This is a genomic window from Pantoea sp. X-Soil-ISGK-275, from assembly GCF_059730795.1.
In genome coordinates, this window is sequence record NZ_AP035976.1 from 1226746 (window position 1) to 1243745 (window position 17000).

14 protein-coding genes are annotated in these 17000 nt (G+C 54.7%); all 14 read right to left on the minus strand.

The genetic code is table 11. From position 1 onward, the window contains the following. Window positions 1-21: 21 nt before the first annotated feature. Entirely contained in the window at window positions 22-543 is a 522-nt protein-coding gene (tssJ, locus tag AC6I8A_RS05635; RefSeq protein ID WP_497818156.1) for a type VI secretion system lipoprotein TssJ, read from the minus strand. Then, window positions 540-3875 carry an ImcF-related family protein gene (locus AC6I8A_RS05640; RefSeq protein ID WP_497818157.1) on the minus strand — a complete coding sequence of 1112 codons (3336 nt, stop codon included), beginning with the start codon at window positions 3873-3875 and terminating at the stop codon, window positions 540-542. Before AC6I8A_RS05640 ends, tssJ begins: the two co-directional genes overlap by 4 nt. Then, entirely contained in the window at window positions 3856-4992 is a 1137-nt protein-coding gene (locus AC6I8A_RS05645) for a KPHS_23130 family T6SS system protein (RefSeq protein ID WP_497818158.1), read from the minus strand. Before AC6I8A_RS05645 ends, AC6I8A_RS05640 begins: the two co-directional genes overlap by 20 nt. Continuing rightward, the gene (locus AC6I8A_RS05650) at window positions 4989-5252 is read right to left on the minus strand and encodes a PAAR domain-containing protein (protein ID WP_256695867.1); all 264 of its coding nucleotides are present in this window, start codon (window positions 5250-5252) and stop codon (window positions 4989-4991) included. Before AC6I8A_RS05650 ends, AC6I8A_RS05645 begins: the two co-directional genes overlap by 4 nt. Next, window positions 5249-7558, minus strand: coding sequence for a T6SS phospholipase effector Tle1-like catalytic domain-containing protein (locus tag AC6I8A_RS05655; protein ID WP_497818159.1), 2310 nt, complete (start codon window positions 7556-7558; stop codon window positions 5249-5251). The genes AC6I8A_RS05650 and AC6I8A_RS05655 overlap by 4 nt, the downstream gene beginning before the upstream one ends. Continuing rightward, window positions 7543-8055, minus strand: coding sequence for a Tli1a family immunity protein (gene tli1a, locus AC6I8A_RS05660; protein ID WP_497818160.1), 513 nt, complete (start codon window positions 8053-8055; stop codon window positions 7543-7545). Before tli1a ends, AC6I8A_RS05655 begins: the two co-directional genes overlap by 16 nt. Window positions 8056-8061: 6 nt before the next feature. Beyond that, entirely contained in the window at window positions 8062-8799 is a 738-nt protein-coding gene (tla1, locus tag AC6I8A_RS05665) for a toxin Tle1 chaperone Tla1 (RefSeq protein ID WP_497818161.1), read from the minus strand. Between the two features lie 2 nt (window positions 8800-8801). Then, window positions 8802-11186, minus strand: a complete 2385-nt coding sequence (locus tag AC6I8A_RS05670; RefSeq protein WP_497818162.1) for a type VI secretion system Vgr family protein — start codon at window positions 11184-11186, stop codon at window positions 8802-8804. Between the two features lie 36 nt (window positions 11187-11222). Continuing rightward, window positions 11223-11879, minus strand: coding sequence for a type VI secretion system protein TssL, short form (tssL, locus tag AC6I8A_RS05675; protein WP_497818163.1), 657 nt, complete (start codon window positions 11877-11879; stop codon window positions 11223-11225). A 553-nt stretch (window positions 11880-12432) separates the two neighbouring features. Further along, a complete protein-coding gene (locus AC6I8A_RS05680; RefSeq protein WP_008103765.1) occupies window positions 12433-12900 on the minus strand; it encodes a hypothetical protein in 468 nt (155 codons plus the stop codon). 175 nt (window positions 12901-13075) lie between these two features. Continuing rightward, window positions 13076-14020, minus strand: a complete 945-nt coding sequence (locus AC6I8A_RS05685; RefSeq protein ID WP_497818164.1) for an HpcH/HpaI aldolase/citrate lyase family protein — start codon at window positions 14018-14020, stop codon at window positions 13076-13078. Then, on the minus strand, window positions 14020-15099 hold the full coding sequence (locus AC6I8A_RS05690) for a cysteine protease StiP family protein (RefSeq protein WP_497818165.1): 1080 nt from the start codon (window positions 15097-15099) through the stop codon (window positions 14020-14022). Before AC6I8A_RS05690 ends, AC6I8A_RS05685 begins: the two co-directional genes overlap by 1 nt. After that, window positions 15089-15874: an HAD family hydrolase gene (locus AC6I8A_RS05695; protein ID WP_497818166.1), complete on the minus strand. Its 786-nt coding sequence runs from the start codon at window positions 15872-15874 to the stop codon at window positions 15089-15091. The genes AC6I8A_RS05690 and AC6I8A_RS05695 overlap by 11 nt, the downstream gene beginning before the upstream one ends. Continuing rightward, a complete protein-coding gene (locus tag AC6I8A_RS05700) occupies window positions 15867-16994 on the minus strand; it encodes a phosphoribosyltransferase domain-containing protein (protein ID WP_497818167.1) in 1128 nt (375 codons plus the stop codon). Before AC6I8A_RS05700 ends, AC6I8A_RS05695 begins: the two co-directional genes overlap by 8 nt. Window positions 16995-17000: the final 6 nt, after the last annotated feature.

Genomic DNA, 17000 nt, shown 5'->3' on the forward strand with positions numbered 1-17000 from the left:
TCCTGCCGTTTAATTGAATAGTTACTTCAATAATTCCAAATTCAGGGTGTTATCCCTTACTTCAATCGTGCGTGGTGAATCCGGATCAAGCTCCTCACGGCTCAACACCCGTTTCCATGTGCCGTGCTCTCTGTCCGGTTGGCGGAACAGGCCCACGACCGCGACATACTGCGCCTGCTTCTCCATTGGCATATCCAGACTGACGCTTTGTCCCGGCATGACGCTGAGCTGCCGCTGCGCCACCAGACTCTCTTTCAGCACCCGATCTGGCTGTGCCAGCAGGCTGCTGTATTCGGCGTCATCGAAACGTTGACGCGTGCTGAGCTGCAAAATATTCAGACGCAAGGGCATCGACTGCTGGGCGTCGTCCTGATTGATCGCTGTACGCGCAGTGAAGGTCAGGTGCAGGGTGTTGACCTGGCGATAAAACACGGCATCAGCAATGCTTGCTGTGCCCTGTTTGGTTTTTTGCCACGCGCCACAGCTGCTCAGCAACGTTGCCGCGAGGCAAATCAGCAATACATGGGCGAAACGAACCCTCATTGTTCGCCTCCCTGATACGCATCTTCATTCTGCGTTGCGGAAATAAATATCCGTGCAGGCATGCGAAAGCCGCGTAACTCGAGTAGCGCCAGCGGGCCGCTGCCGAGCTCCGTGCGAATCTGATAGTTCAATGCCAGCCCGTCCGGCGTGGGCCAGAGAACACGATAAATGTTGCTGCCCAGATCGGTGATGCGGGCTTTATCCAGCAGGCGGATCAGGCCCCAGCTTCCAGGGGCATCGGCATAAATGCGGGTTCCGGTATGGGTGCTGCGCCAGGTCAGCGTGGTTTGTGGTTGCCAGCGGTTGTCTGGCCAGTTCAGCGTTTGCCAGTTCTCTTCCTGGTTAAAATATTGCAGCTTCTGGCGATCCACCGTCAGCTCAGATTCCACCACGTCGCGGGAAGGTTTTGCCATCATCTGAAAATGCAGCTCCACATCACCCCGGACAAATGCGGTGTTGGCGATGTGCGTCAGTTTATTCAGCGCGCTGAGAAAAGCAGGATCGAACGTCAGTCCCTGGCTGTTCATGGCATCCGGCACCCAGCGATCGCCTTCGAGCCGCAGCAGGCCACCGAGGCGACTGTTGACGAACTGCGCGATACGTCCGGTGTCGGTACGCATAAACTGCGCTAAATGCGGTAAGGAGACGTCGCTTTGTCGGTTAGCAAACGGGTAGCGGTCGGCAAACGATTGATCCCATGGCGTTACAACATCGTTCTGCCACTGGCTGTTAATGCTTTCAGCGGTGGGGCTGAGCACCTGCTCCCACGCCTGCACCATCGGCTCGACAAATACCGCCTGACCAAACCCGCTCCACTCCTGTCCGAGGCTGGCGGCAATCAGACTGCCGTAATCGCGGGTCTCAGTAAGATCAACGGCTTTGCCCTGAAACACCGTCAGTGCTAACGACTGCATCATGGCCTGCGGATCCGGCGCGTTGGTTACCTGCTGCAGTCGCAGACGAACACGGGTGACACGCGTCAGGAATGTTGGCAGGCTGAGGCTATCTTTAGCCGCTGCGCCGGTATCGGTCAGCGCCAGCAAAGGTCCAAAGGCGTCATCCATTGGGCCACGTGCACCTTGTGGTCTGGCGATGGCCCTGGTTTTGTCGCTGCTAAGCAGATTCTTTGCAGAGCTCACCAGCGAATCGGTCAAATCGCCGCCTGTTTGCCCCGTCCGGCCCTGCACATTCAGCGTGTTCATCAGCGCAATCAAAGGTGACTGGCGTATATCGGCCAGCAGGGTTAACTGTTCAATCGATTCCGACAGGCTCTCCGCCCGCTGCCATTGCAGGCTGTTGAGAAATTTCAGCCAGGCTCCGGCGTAATCGGAGAAATAGCGATCTGTCAGCCGGGCTTGCAGCGTTTCCGGAGAAACATCATTATTGCTGGCAGTTTTGTTATCACTCAGCACCCAGTCGATTTCATCGCGACGCACTTTCGCCGCTTGCTCAATCGCCGGTTGCACTGCTTCTTCCCACGCTTTACGGGTAAAGACGCCAGGCACGATTTCATCGGTATTGAACAACCTGCTGCTGTCGGTGCCGCTGACCATCTCATTGAGCGTCATATCAGCATAATCACGGGAGACCTGCTCGATGAGCTTCTGATAGCGCGAGGTCTCCGCATTGCTGGCACCAATCTGACGCAGTAGCGCTGAGCGCATACTGCTGACCAGTCGCATATCCGGTTGTAACTGCCACTCTGGGTGCGCAGGCAGATTCGTCGTCATAAAGGCCAGCATAGCGCCGCCATTGTTGCGCCAGCTGGCGTCCTGAACGCCATCACGCCGTAGCCAGACCTTCATTACTGTGGCGCTGAAAAACGCCGGATCGGATTGTTCGGGATGCGCCAGCATCAGGTACGCCTTGAGCAGGTCATACATGCTTTTGGCCTCATCGGCGCGCAGCGGGCTATCGGGCGGCAGGTTACGCCAGCCGCTCATCAGCGTAGTCAGGCGCTTGACGGAGGCATCACGCAGCAGCGGCATGGCCGCCTGCTGCCATTGTTGCCACAGAGAATCCAACAGTGCGTCATTCTGGCTGAGGCCAAAACGCATAGACCAGGGCGCACCGTATTGCTGACGATGCTGCAGACGCTCGATCTCTTTTTGCAGCTCGCGCAAGGCGAAAAGTTGCTGCTGCAGCGGCTGACGGGAATCTGTTGCGGCGGCGGCAAGCTGCTGATCTTCCTGTATAAGACGAACATTGGCAATCCAGGAAAACACCAGGCAGGCTATCCACATCACCAGCAGGCAGAAGCAGAGCGTCAGCAACGTTTTCCGCCATGAGGCACCGTTGGTGACCGGCCTGCGCCAGCGTAGCGCCAGTAAATCCAGCCAGGCTTTTCCCGGCTGCCAGGCATGACGCAATAAAGCGCTTCCGGTGGTCTCCGGCTGGCTGAGTACCACGCCAGCCAGCGGCAGCGCCCTTGCACCTGTGGAGAGCTGCGACAAGGTTTGTGTCAGGCGATCCGCGCCACCACTGCGCAGCGTGTGCGCCAGCTCCAGTAAGAAACTGTGCTGGCGATTACGCTCAATATGCTGCATGCCGCGCTCAACCAACTGGTGCTCAAGATCATCCAGCGACTGACGGTAATCGTCTGCACTGTCACCTTGCGCGATGGTAAATCCGATCCCCTGCGCGGTGGCGCTATGCAGAGAGGGCGCGTGAATTTCCCACAGCCACAGCGGGATATCCTGGCCCAACAGGCTGTAACGCTTCTGCATCTGGCGAGCCGTGGTATCCAGCACATCCTGGGTCATTTCCGCTCTGGCGTTCACTACCCACACCACCGCATCTGCCAGCTGGCGGCGAATTTTACGCAACGCCCGCAGCTGTGTGGGTAGCGGATCTTCCTGCGGGCTGCCGTGCCAGAGCAGCAAGGTGTTATGCCCCTCAAGCCAGTGCTGAGTTGTCAGGCCAGGGATACTCTGTTCAACCAGATGCTCATCGCCGACCACCAGCAGGATGCGTACCCGGCTGCGCCAGTGCCACCGATACTGGTAGCGCATCTGGGTGATAACGTCCTGTACCCACTGATATTCTGCAGGACGCTGTTTCTGCGAACCTGCCGCACCTGTTGCTTCACGCGCATTGATTCGCACCAGTCCGCGCCAGGCGAGAATAAACAGTGGGCAGAACCACACCAACGCCAGCCAAACCATCAATGACCAGAAAGCAATCTGGCGCGGCAGAGCCTCCGGCAGGTCAATGCTGCTGCCTGCGAAGTAATAGAGCCCTGCGCCAGTCAGCACCAGCAGGGTTACGGCAAGCAAATAGCCACAAACCAACCAGAACAACGAGTGCCGGGGATTAGTGCGGGAGATTTCCACGGGGAATACAAACTCCTGTAGTGTATTGAGATTCCATTTCTGAGGCGATCCAGCCGCAGGACTGGCCGTTGAGCGCCGAGAGCAGCGCCAGCGACCGTAACGTAAACGGTGTGATTTGCCCGGCATGGCCGAGCCATGGGGCAAGTACGTGATCCAGCGCGGACCAGCCGCCATCCAGCAACGCTTCCATTGCAGGGACATCTGCCGCGATCACCGTATCCGGCGTATCACTTAATCCGGCATAACGGGAAAGCTGTGCGACGGCCAGAGTCGCCGTTTCACCCAACGCCGGTTGCCAGCGCTCCGAACGATGCATCAACGCAGTCCCCTGCGCCGAGCAGAGCCAGGCAAAGGCGGCTTCTCCGGCAACCTGGGTGCCATCAGATAATCCTTCGCCCCCTCCGGCACACAGCAGCAAAGTCGGAGCTGTCTTGGCGAATAGATCGATAACGTTATCTGCGCCATCAATCGCACTAAGCCGCATGGTTTCTTCAGGCATAACCATGCCCGCTGCCAGCAACTTTTCGCGAAAGGTGAGCAGACTTTGATCATCACCGAGCCAACAGAGATGCGTGATCGGGCGTGTTTCACCTGACTGACGAAGATGCGCCACCAGGCGATTGGCGAGATAAGCCGCCAGCATTTCTGGGCGATTGCGCGTGCTGTTTAGCACCAGCGGGCAACGCAACTCCGCGTAACCTGCTGCATTGATGCCCGGTTGTGGAGCGTCCGCTGGTTGCGACAACAGCGCCAGATGTTCTGACGCGTCGTCTCCAACTGGCGTCACCAGCAACACGGCTTCTACCGGCAACGCGTGGCTGCGTTTTCGCCACCACGCATCCAGCGCCAGTGAGGTTTCTGCATAGTACGTCTGGCTGTTATCGGTGGATTGCAGCCAGATCAGCCAGCGCAGCGTCACCGCCAGCAACCAGCACAGCAGCGGCAAGACCAGCGTGCAGAACCAGAAAAGCGGCGAACGAGTCGGCTTTCCCTCCGGCCACAACAAAATGGTGGTCATCGCCGATATAAACAGCAGCACGGGCAGCGCCACCCACCAGCGCTGCCAGCGGGCCGGGTAAATGGTGGCGTAATCGGCATAAACCGGCGGTTGTTTCATCCGCAAACATCCATATCCGGCAGGGAACTGACCAGCGTGCAACCGCAGGCGCACTTATGCCCATCCAGCGCCACCGCTTTACCGTTTACGGTGCTGTTGGTTGCTCCCTGAATAATGGTGGTCATGCCGTGCTCGCCGCATTTCGCTTTGTCATTGACGCAGGCCACCGGCTTGCCAAACGCGTCAAAACTCCCGCTGAGCACTTCACCACCGTAAGGTTTGAGCGTATCGCCCACGCGCACCAGTTTTTTAAGTGTCATACCACTCGCGCTCCCGATGATTTCAGCATATCGACGGCAGAGGTCATCATGGCCTGGTGCTGTTCGCTCACCACACTGGTGCGAGCCAGGGCAACTGCGGCGCCTGGTTGGGTGGTTGCTTCTGGTGGAGTGAGTGTTTGAACGACACCGGTCGCCATATCCTTCACTTTATAGGTCACATTGTTATAAGTGGTTTTTGGCTCGATAAAATAGATGACGTTATTGGAGGTTGGCGCGGCGTTGATTACTTTGCCTTCAACGGAAATCAGGCGAAGATTCTTATTGGTCTGGTTGCCGCAGTAAAGCATGCGATAGCGGAAATAACCGCCCCAGGGTTCACGTCCAGCCAGTGCACTTTGCATAAACCAGGCGCGGGAATCGTGAATTTGTTCATCGTAAAGGGCTAACAAGTCAGCACGCGGTTGAGTACGAATGCCGTTGCCCAGCTTGTCGATAAACAATTGCGGATAACGACGATCGCCATCGGCTTTCATCTGCTGGTATTCCGCTTTTTCATCGTCACCGTTGATCAGAAATACGGCATGTTTCGGGATTACATCCAATGCAATCTGTATGGTTTTATCCCACCAGTTTCCATTAATATCCCGGCCCCAATCTTTATAATCATGCTGGAATTCACGGGCCGCTTCGCGTAGCTGATATTGTGCGTTGGTGGGATCCAGATCGGGTTTGCCCTGTAAACTTTCGTCCAGCGGCAAGCGGCTCTTTTTGGCCTCTGTTCGTCGTAAGTTAAGCGCTTTTACCGCTGCTTTATGGTCTTCCGCTTCTTTTTTAAGCCCTTCAGGAGTTAGCTGGGGTGCTTTATTAAAGAAACTGTTGGCAAACTTATCCCCCTGAGGAAGCATGCTGCCGTGAGCATAACGACCAATACGCCAGGCAGTGATCCAGCCAATCTGATCGATCAGCGCGCTTTCAAGTGTCTGAGAAAGTTGATAGGCACGATAACCTTCTGATTTATCTCCCGCCTCTTCGCTGCCTTGCAGAGTGGTGTTGAGCAGGGTTTGACGCCAGATGTTGAAGCGTTTGGTTAATATAGGTGCAACAGCAAACTCAGTAACCGAATCACCAGACATAACGCGTGATGGAGATATGTCTTTAATTAGTAAGGTTATTGATGAGGGGTGTACCAGCAATGGAGCGCCGGACTCGAATGCCGCAGCATACATATCGTGAAGAACGATTTGCGATAGAATTTCACCCGTGCCATTGCATGATTTTCCCTGATCCCCTGGAGGATAACCGCCGCCAACATCTGAGTGCATCCCAGGATAAATGACCTCCTGAGTATTGGCCGGGTAACTGCCATCAGGGCGGCGAACTGAGTCAAGAGGGAAGCATAAGCGCTGTTCGTGTGCGGCAACGAAATGTCGGCAACACTTAATCAATCCAGGGAATTTACGCTCATCAGGTAATTGCTGGCTATTATCCGCCCAGCCCATATGACCTGCAGCACCCGGCATAATATGAGCAGCCCCAACAGACGCCACCGTATCCAGTAATCCCAGAAACTCAATACTGATCGGTAAACCAGCAAGTTTCAGAGGATCGTTTTTAAACCTGGGGTCGGGTAACTGGGTTAACCAATTAACAAAGGTTCGTGCTTCAGCAGCTCCGCGAGAAAAACCGTAGATAAACAACTTTATGCCCAGAAGATGAGGCTGCTGGGTTTGCGCTGCCTGGCCTTCTAACGCCTTTAACAAGGGGTTAATCGCATTACGTCGATTCACTTCCCCTGAAAAAGCTCCGCGAGCCTGCATATTGGGCAGCATTCCTTTAGCCAGGCCATCATCAAGGCGTTTAGCCCCTTTAGTACCGGCATAAGTCAACGCATCCACTAATCTCAGCAACGCCCAGTTAATTCGATCCTCTCCACCTGCGGCGAAAGCCAGACCATCGTTGCTGTAATCCATTTCGCCAATTTTTGGGAATGGCGTGCCAACACCAGGAATGTAATAACGAAAATAGCCTTCACCATCAGCATTTTGATATGTCGCATGATACAACTTTGCGATATTGGTCGGATGCGTTGGTTTAGCTACACGCGTATCGTTCTCTTCATTATTTCCCGTGCCATCGAAAAATAAACTGATATGTAGGCTTCTACAGCAAGGGACGACGCCTTTCTTCCCAGTTTCTTCGCCAAGGGTGGCTCGATAATCAATTTCTTCTTGAATCTGCTTTTTATAATTGGCATTAACTTGCGCTTCCCTAAGCGACAAACGACCACTGTCAGGGAACTGCGGTGGTGCAAAACATGGCAGTGCTAAACTCATTTCACGGGACATGTCGCAGGCTCCTTCATGTTAATAGTCTCTTTAATCGGATAGCCAGATGTACCGTATCCAGAGCATGCGGTTGTCACCTTAACCTTATTGCAGGGCAAAAAGTGCACAGTTAGTCCACAGCGTTCCTTGCCATACTGCGGAATATTAACGATGGCGTTATGTTGCTTAAAACTGCTTTTAAGTTGTTTCTCCCAAACTAAATAATTGCCCCAATCTTTATAACTGGGTGGTGATGGTGCAGTATGAGGATCAACTTCCCACTCAACCCGAGCTTTAAGATCAGGCGTCCATTTTTCAGGAAGCATGATGCAGCAATATCCACCACCTAAACCCGGAACGTGGTATCCATTCACTGAAAAACCATTTATACCTTGTCCCTCGACATGGTTGACTGCACGAAGATCGCCAGCTGTATAGCCATCATCACTGTTTGCCTGCGAGCAACCAGACATCATCGATAAAATCAGTAGTGAGCAACTAACCGCAATTTTTTTCATTACGTTTCAATCCCTAAAATCAGCCAAATCACCAACGTAGCCAGACTTGCTTGCCCGCATTGCAATTGCCAAACAATCTGTAAAATGTGCTTCTCGCGAAAGAGTTGAAGTTGCCTGCTCCTTCAACAACATCTCGGCATCACTGATACATCCCATCAGCTCAACCTGCGCATCGCTTACACGATTCATTTCCGGGGCATCAGCAAGTTGTCTGCCCGGGTTCCTGGTTCCGGTTTTCCACACCATCTCGTCATCACGATTCCGCCAGCTCCAGAACAGCGCAATGTCGGTGAAAGCCGCCTGCTGCTCTGGCGTCAGGACATGCTCAAGTAACGAGGGGAATACGCGATTGTCGTAGTAGCGCAGTAAGCCGGTTTGTTCTTCCCAGTGAACCTGTGAAAGTGCCTGCAAATGGCTACTCAGCAGGTCGAATGCCAGTGGCGATATCAGCAAGGTCAAACGCGGCGTGGTGGAAAAGTGCTCAATCAGCTGTTCCAGCCAGCGCTGGTGGCTGCTGACGTTAAAATGCAATCGCATCACCAGCGGTGAATACTCTGGCGTTGCCGCTTCCGGCGTATTTTCAAACAGCTCAAACCAGCGTAACGGCGGGTTAATCTGGTTCAGTGCCTGCTGCAGCGGCTGTGCTGTGCCCGCCTGATCAACCAGCACATCGAGATAATCCTGACCGGCAGTTGCGCAAAGCGCGGTGGCCTGTTTCAACCATCCATTATTCATGTCCGTCATCGCTATCCCCTTGGCGCGAAAGCCAGCGCGGCTTCCTGCGCCTTTTTCAGGCACTCTTTGCACACGGATTTAGGCAAATCTGGCAGCGCTGTTTCTTCACTGGCAGGAGAATTCCAGGCATGGATGCCACGGATGCTGGTTTTACCCGGTGAATGAATTTGGATATCACCCTGCGGCGTAATCCTGATGGTTGCGCCGCCGCAACCCAGCACAATGCCGTTTTTCGCGGTTAGACGCAGTTCTCCCTGAACGGTTTGCACGCTGATATCTTTCATCGCCGTCAGTCCCAGGGTATCGCCGTGCGATTCCACCGTCAGTGGGCCTTGCCCCGATACCATGCGAATCCCTTCCTGTTGTGACAACAAAGAAATCGCCTGGCTGGCGTTGACCTGAATGCGTTTGCCGCTGGCAATGCTGGTTTCCGTCTGGCTTTGCAGATGCAGAGTACTGCCTGAGTTGAGCAGGATACTTTTGGGGCTGACAACGCCAATCCCTTCCGGTGCACTCAGCAACATGGCAGGGGATGTGAGCTGGTCGACGGCGGCCAGATAAGCCCTGAGATGCGTGGCATCAGGCTGGAGGTTATGGTGAGACTGAGTGATCGACTGCCAGTCGCTCATCTGGCTGATCGCACCTTTGACCAGGCTTACTGCAGATGTCATTTCCAGTACCGGCCCGGCCGCAGTGGTCTGCGCATCTGCCGTCAGGAAAAGGCCCTTACCGGCTCGCAGCGTTCCGGTGCTGTCGGTGCGCAGTTCAAATCCTTCGCCGCGCTTGCTACGAGAACTGTCGACAATGTGGCCGAGTGAGAGCTGACTCTTACCGCCAAATTCCGTCGACAGTTTGACATGCTCATATCCACGGCGATCCTCAAATCGGAGTTTGTTATTCGCCGGAGTTCTCAGCACATTGCGTTGATAGTTATAGAGATTGACATGGTCTTCATGGCGAGAGTCATGTACCGAGCACAGAATATAAGGTCTGTCAGGATCGCCGTTGGTGAAGGCAATCATCACCTGTGTTCCGGCTATCAGCGGAAAGTGCCAGCCGTAGACATTGCCTGCATAGGGTTTCGCCAGCCGGACCGGTACGCTTTCAAAACCAGACTGCCAGGACTCGTTCAGATCGAACTGAAAACGCACCCGATAGCGGCCATGTTCATCAAGTTCTGCATATTGCGCATTTTCTACCGGGCTGGTGACGCGAGCCAGCAGCGTGCCTGCAATGTGCGGCCAGCTTTTCAATGGTGGGCGATAAGTGCTTTGCGGGCGAACGGGCACGGCGGTAAAGCGAATTACATAGGCGGTATCGCGCGAAATACGGTTTGATGAGGTGGACACCACCAGTAGGCCATCCGGCGCATCCGGCCACGCTTTATCCTGTGGAGAGATCACCATGCCCGGACGGATATCCATACCGTTGCTCATACCGTCGAAAGTGACCTGCTCGGTTATAAGGCGTTCCTGACGGCGTTTGACAAACCATTGTCCCTGTTCAGGCAGAGCCTGGTACTCCTTGCCCAGCGACTGATAGTTTTCACCATAGCGATATAGCTCTCCCGTAAGCGCAGGTTTATCAGGATCAGTTTCCGCTTGCGCCTGCATCTCAATTTGCGCATTGCGATAATATTCATCATTGAGTCGTGTGCTGGCGGCAACGGACTGGCGATTAACTGAAATATCCCAGAGTGATTCCTGGCCGCCGTCAAATAGCCCTGACGGATGGCGAAAGACGATGCTTTGCTCAGCACCATAGGCCTGCGCGCTGTCACCCAGTACCAGCACATCGCGATGATTTTCTTCATCCCAGGTGAAGTAATAAAAGACACCAATGCGCGAAAGATGACGCTCAATAAAGGCGAGGTCGCTCTCCGCATATGAGATATAGAAATCGCGAATTGGATACTGCGTATTCAGGCGAAAGTGATAATCCAGCGAGGAATATTCCCAGCGTTTGAGGATATCCTCTACCGCACCCGGTACGCTTTTATGTTGGTAAACGGCATAGGTCAGGCTGTTTTTTAGCAGCGCAAGGCGCGATTCCAGCGTGACCACATAACGTGTTTGGTCAGCAGAGGATTCGCACTGCTGGAAAGCGGTTACTACACCGCGCAAAATGCGGGGTTCCACTGACTGCCAGGGTTGGCCATCAGGATAAAACAATAGCTGGGCCGTGCTGTTAATCAGAATATCGGCGGGAATATCGCGTGTAGCGCTGGTGAGTTCAATGCTGTACTTCCACGGCGTATTCAGTGCCTCTTCACCGCTAAAACGCAGCACCGACAACAGGATATCGGGACGCTGACTTTTCAGCGTCTGAATGCTCAGTTGATAGTGGTTATATACCGGCGTCTTGCCGCCTGGAATAACAAAATCCTTTTTGCCCATTTACAGATTCCTTCCTGAAATTTGTTTGCCCGAAGCCTACCCTTTGACTAACAGATATTGCAGATGACCATTCATGATGAAAGTGGCGACAATAATGGCAACCAGCACACTGCTGCGAATAAGCCAGGGAGAACGCTGCCAGAAAGATGTTTTATGCTTTGAGCGCTGGATAATTATTGCTGAGTCGGCAGATCCAATCTGTTTCGGCAACCGCGCTTTTAGCTGCTGCATCAGCAACTGGCGCTCCTCAACTTCTTCCGTTCGGTATTTTCCGGCATACCCAAAATGCAACATTCTGTAGTAACAGCTCACGGCGGCTTCAGCTGTTGCAGGTTCACGAAGTAGTTTTTGGATGCGTTCGTAGAAATGCTCACCACCATTAAGGTGCCCGAGAAGGTGTCCCTGCAAAGGTGTGTGTTTCCACCAGGCAGAGATATCAGTTTCAGGAATGGTCATGATCAGTTCGTCGAGAAACACGCAGTGCGCAAATTTGATCTCTTCGCAGAGAGAGGCTGGTGCTCCCGAAGTACTGAGTTGATCCTGAACCTTTTGAATCATATTGAAGCAACGCTGGTAGAGCGCATCATCAATCGTGATCGATTGCCCATTGCGGACCGCGAGCGCCAATAGCCAGGTATCCTGCATCAGCGCATCGAGAGTATTGGCTGTAATATTGTGTTGTGAAAACGTCATGGATACCTTCCTGGTAACGCCTGAACATTGTTAATCCATTAACCCAATCACCATTTCAATCGGGGAATTGTTGTTGCTCGCACTGCTTACTTAGCCGAGCAAATGTGGACTATCTGCCTAAAAGGGCGGCCTCTACCTATCAACGGCACTGATGATATTACAATGGGTGATAGTTAATCAAACTAACAATTTGAGTTTATGAAACAGGATTCCAATTTTCTACCAGGTTTTACACTCGATATTAAAAAGAGCCTTAACGCGATTCGGTTACTGCGAGTTTTTATTTTAAGTATTGATTTATGTATAATTAATAACGAAGGGGCGCTGTTCTGTGTTAGTAATCATGCGGTGCAATGATGTGAATGCTAATGATGAAAATAACGATCGATGAAACGTGATTACGCTAACAGTTTTGGGAGGTTAGGGGACATTGTCCAAGTCGATGAGGTCCATTAATCATTTAAGGGGGTAGGTTTGCATCGCTGAAGTTAGCTGGAAATCATCGCGGCAATAAACGCCATTGAACCACTGATAAATATTACTGCCGTTTGAATTAGTTCTTTTTAAGCATCAACCTCTCAATCAACTCATCCAACCCGCTTTCAACCAGCATTTCCACCGCATCACTTCTTGTCGTTTCACTCAATCGCACAACCTGATCGATTTTCCTTAAAACAGACATCCTCAGTGACAGCGACACTGCTTTCTTTTTCTCTTTATCCAGAAATACCCGGCTGACGGTTTCGCTCTGTTGCAGTTCGGCATTGAGTTTGAGCGCTTCATTAATATGACGCAGGCTTTTCTTGTCGAGTTTGCCGGGTTCGGTGAGTTGGTAGCAGTGGGTGAGGCGGCTGTATTTGATCTCCGCAGACCAGGATTCACGTAGCTCTTTTAGCGCGCGCGTCAGCGTGGGTTCGGAGCAGTCGAGCGAGGCTAAAATGCGGCTGGATGCGACCGGTTTACCGCTGCTGAGCAGTGAGGCGAGCATGAATACGCGTGTCTGTCGGGTACTGAGTTGCATGGTCGATTGAGGCCTGCGTTAGTGATCAATGGTCTGTATCGCCCTCCTGGCAAACGGTTGTCGACAGTATCAGAGGGTATTTAAATATCAGGTAAATAGGGTCAGAAAATTCCTGCGTTTGGTTTTTGGTTTGGTGGTAACGCGGTGGGCATGAATGCCCACCCTACGGGGTTTGTCAGGTTACCAGCATCAATGCGCCGTCAGCGCGAGCATCGGGTGCGATGCCGTATTCCTGCGCGCGGGCCAGAATAGCGGCGGCCCAGCGGCGATGCGTCGCTGGTTCGCACATCGCGCCCTGCGATTTAAATACCGCCTGGCTTGAGTTGAGGATGCGGAAGGCATCCGCCTGATCGCTGGCGGAAACCATCAGCATGTCCTGAATCTTGCCAATCTGGCTCGGGTGAATGGCGGTTTTGCCCACTAAGCCGTGCGCGATATCCTGCGCCAGTTCCTGATCCATAATCTGTTGATCATCGATGTGCTCGCACACTGGCGCGGTCAGCGCAAAATCCCGCGATGCGAACACCGCCACCAGCATTTTGATGGTGTAACCCATCGGGCTGTCATACAGCGTGAAGTGGCGCGAGCGGCGCAAAGACAGCACATTCATCAAGTCGTTACCGCCGATGCGCAAGGCGATCACGCGCTCACGGCAGGCATGATGTTGCAGCATGAGGGCCAGCTCGCGCATCGCCACCACATCGAACACCTCTTCGGTTTCCAGCGTCGGCATCATGCACAGATGGCTCGGTTCGAGAATCTGCCACCACAGCGGTAAGGAATCGGCGGTGAATTTCGGCAACACAAAGCCGTCTATCGCGCTGAGGTTGAGATTTTCCACCAGCCACGCGCCCATCTCGCTGTTACGTGGACGGATAAACACCAGCGGCCACTGCGTGTTGCCATTGGCGCGCTGTTCGGCATTCAACACCTGCAGGATTTGCTGGAGATTGTGCAGCGCCTGCGGCAAATCCGCATCACTGACCGCATCTTCCAGGCAGATCACCAGCGAGCGCAGGCCACTGATTTTGTTGTGCAGAATGGCATCGACGATATCGCTGCGCACCGCCGGCATATACAGCGTCGCGCCCAAACGCCACGGAGAGAGTCGGCTGTTCATCACAGCACCTTTTTGATTATCGTCACGGCGCGGTATTGCCCAAGATCGGCACCCGCTTCTGTGATGGTCAGCCCTTTTTGTTGGGCAAGATAGACCAGCAGCGCCACGTCGGGATCGTCCACCGAACGGACCAGCACCTGATCCGGCACGCGACGCAGCACGGCGCGCGTGGCTTCGGCGATGCCCGGCTTAATGCGGTTGATGCTGTTCACCTGATAACGCGCCGCCAGCATGGCGATCACCGCTTCACTTTTCTCGACTAATTCTTGCTGAAGTTCTGGATCCTGCTGGCACGCGGGCAGGGCGCTGACATCTAGCGATCGCGCGTATTCCGCCACGGTGTTCACCAGTTGCTGGCTGCAATCGTATTGCGCCAGATGGTCGCACTGCACGCAGCCGTGCAAGCCCGCTTCAGACCACAATGAGCGCGAGATCAAGCCCGACACCGGCGCGCCCATAATGCCAAATGGGATTAGCCAGTCATCATCGCTGGCCGAAAGCCACGCCTTGCCGCACGGATCGGCCAGCACCACTAAGCGCGGTTGCGCCGGATAGCCGGGACGATGTTCGAGGCTGCGGATCAGCTCGCCGGTGATGGCGCCTTTGCCGGTCCAGCCATCGACGAACACAATGCCTGCGGTGCCGTGGCGCGCTTCGATGATCTCCAGCGCGGCCTGATCAATCCCGCGATCGCGGATGATGCTGATGCCGTAATGGTACGATTCGCGCCCCATCGCGCGCAGCGCCTGTTGCAGCATTACGCCGAGCGGCACGCCTGCGCGCACCAGGCTTGCAAGCACAATCGGCGTGTCGCCAAACTGTTGTGCCAGCGTCCGCGCCAGCATGGTGACTTCTTTCGCCAGGCGTCCGGCACCTGCGTCAAGCGCGCGGGAAAACAGCTCAAGGTGCCAGCGCGTCGGTTCCGGTTCCTGGCTCAACATCTCGGAATAGTGGCGCGCGCCGGATTGGATCAGCTGCTCTTTTTGCTCCACCGGCGTCATGTCGATCTTGACCGGCTTGAGCAGGAATTCGACGTCGCCGGCTTGGTACGATCCAGAGAAAGGCAAATTATTCACCATCTGATTGTTCTCCGAATAGGGATTGGTTGATGCGTTCGGCAAACTGGCTTTGACGCGGAATGCCGTACCAGCTGCACAGCTTCATAAAGCGGTGATCGCTGAGGCTGTCGCCGAGTCCAATTACCGGGAAGACGCCGCGCTCGCTGCGCAGTTTATCCAGCAGGTAGCTGACGGCTAAGCCTTTTTCCACCACGTTCGGCAGCCAGGCGACGTTGTTGCTGTTGCGATGGATGTAGTAGCCGGCGGTGGGGAAGCGTTGCTCGATTTCATCGGCGATGGCGTAAAGCTCTTCGAGGCGCGTGCTGTCGCGGTGCTTCATCACCAGATAGATCGGCGTGACGCCATATTCATAGTTGATGCGCGCCCAGCCGTTGATGTCGCGCTCTGCCATCAGGTCGGTGATCGCCTGCTGCATCGAGAGCAGCGCCGGGCCGTACGGCGTCAGTTTTTCCAGCATGTGCGCGCGCCATTCGGCATCTTCCTCACCTTGCGGGTTGAGGATTACCGCGCCGTGCGTGGTCACCGCCCACGAACGGAAAGGGATCTGCACGCGGGCGATCTCTTCGGTGCCGCGTGCGGTAACCGGGATCAAATCGGCCTGCTCGATCATCCAGTCAACCAGCATCGACTGCTCTTCGGTCATAAAGCTGCGCGGCTGCAGGCTGAGATCGAGCGCGCCAGTGCGGAACGGCTCAAGATCCAGCTCGTCCACCATTTTGCGGCGCGTCTGAAATAACGTGTCGTCGAGGTCGGAAAAAATTACCGGTTTATTCATAGCTGATCACCTCCACCTGTGGCGCAACCTGGGTCAGTGCCGTGATTAACAGCGGATCCACGCTGTCGACCGGCGTTTCGATGCACAGCAAAATGCGGTCAAACTGCTGATGCGCCACGTTGTAAACGAAGTTGGCGATGCCGAGACCGTAGTTATCACCAAAGGCGATAGCTGATTCGATGGCAAATCCGGTAGCGATCGGCGAGCGCGTGGTGGAGCTGTATTTCACCTCTGCGCCTTGTGCCGCCAAACGTTCGGCCAGCAAGAAGGGTTCCCAGACAAATTCGCTGCTGCCGAGCACGAGGATTTTTTCTCCCGGTTGCGCCTGAATCGCGTGGCCAAGATCGCCCGCTGGCGCTGCCATGCCGAGTCGGCCCCAGCGCTGTTTGCCGGTGATTGGCACGGTGGCGGCATCGTTAAGTACCATCGCAGGCATCGGCGGCAGCGCGGCGTCGGGATCCTGCTGCCAGTGCCAGTCGCCTTGCACCAGCGATACGGTGCGCACCGGCACCGGACAGCGCGCGGGTAACGCATCGCCGCTCCAGTCGGTGAGCGTGACGGCGATAACCTGCTCGATCTGCGTTAAGCCGCCGTCGTTGCGCAGTGCTTCGAGCAAGTTAATGAAGGTGTTGCCGGTGGTGGCTTCGTCATCAATCATCACCAGCGTGCGTGCGTTGAGTACCCGCTGGCGCAGCTGCGCATCATCGGGCAGGTAGATCAGATGATCGGTGGCGTGGCTGTGATTCTCTTTGAACTCGCACAGTAAATCCGCCTGCTGCGGATGGCGCGTCGAGGTGAGATACACCGGTTCGCTCACGCGCTGGCGCACTTCATCAAATACGCCTGCGCCAAGGCCAACGGCGGTTTCCGCCATGCCGATAAACAGCACCGGACCGTCAGAAAGCGGCGGGAACTGCTCCGCCAATTGGCGATAAACGGCGCGCATTTTCTCCGGCGCGACCGGAATGTGGCGGCCAAGCACTTTACTGACGAACAAAAAAGCGCGCTTGGGATTGCGGCGCTCGGCGATCTCAAACAGATCGTCGATGGCGCTGATGCCGCCGGTTGGCGTAACGCTCAGTGTGCCGCATGAAAGCGTCCTGCTCCAAAGTGTGGTCATGGATAA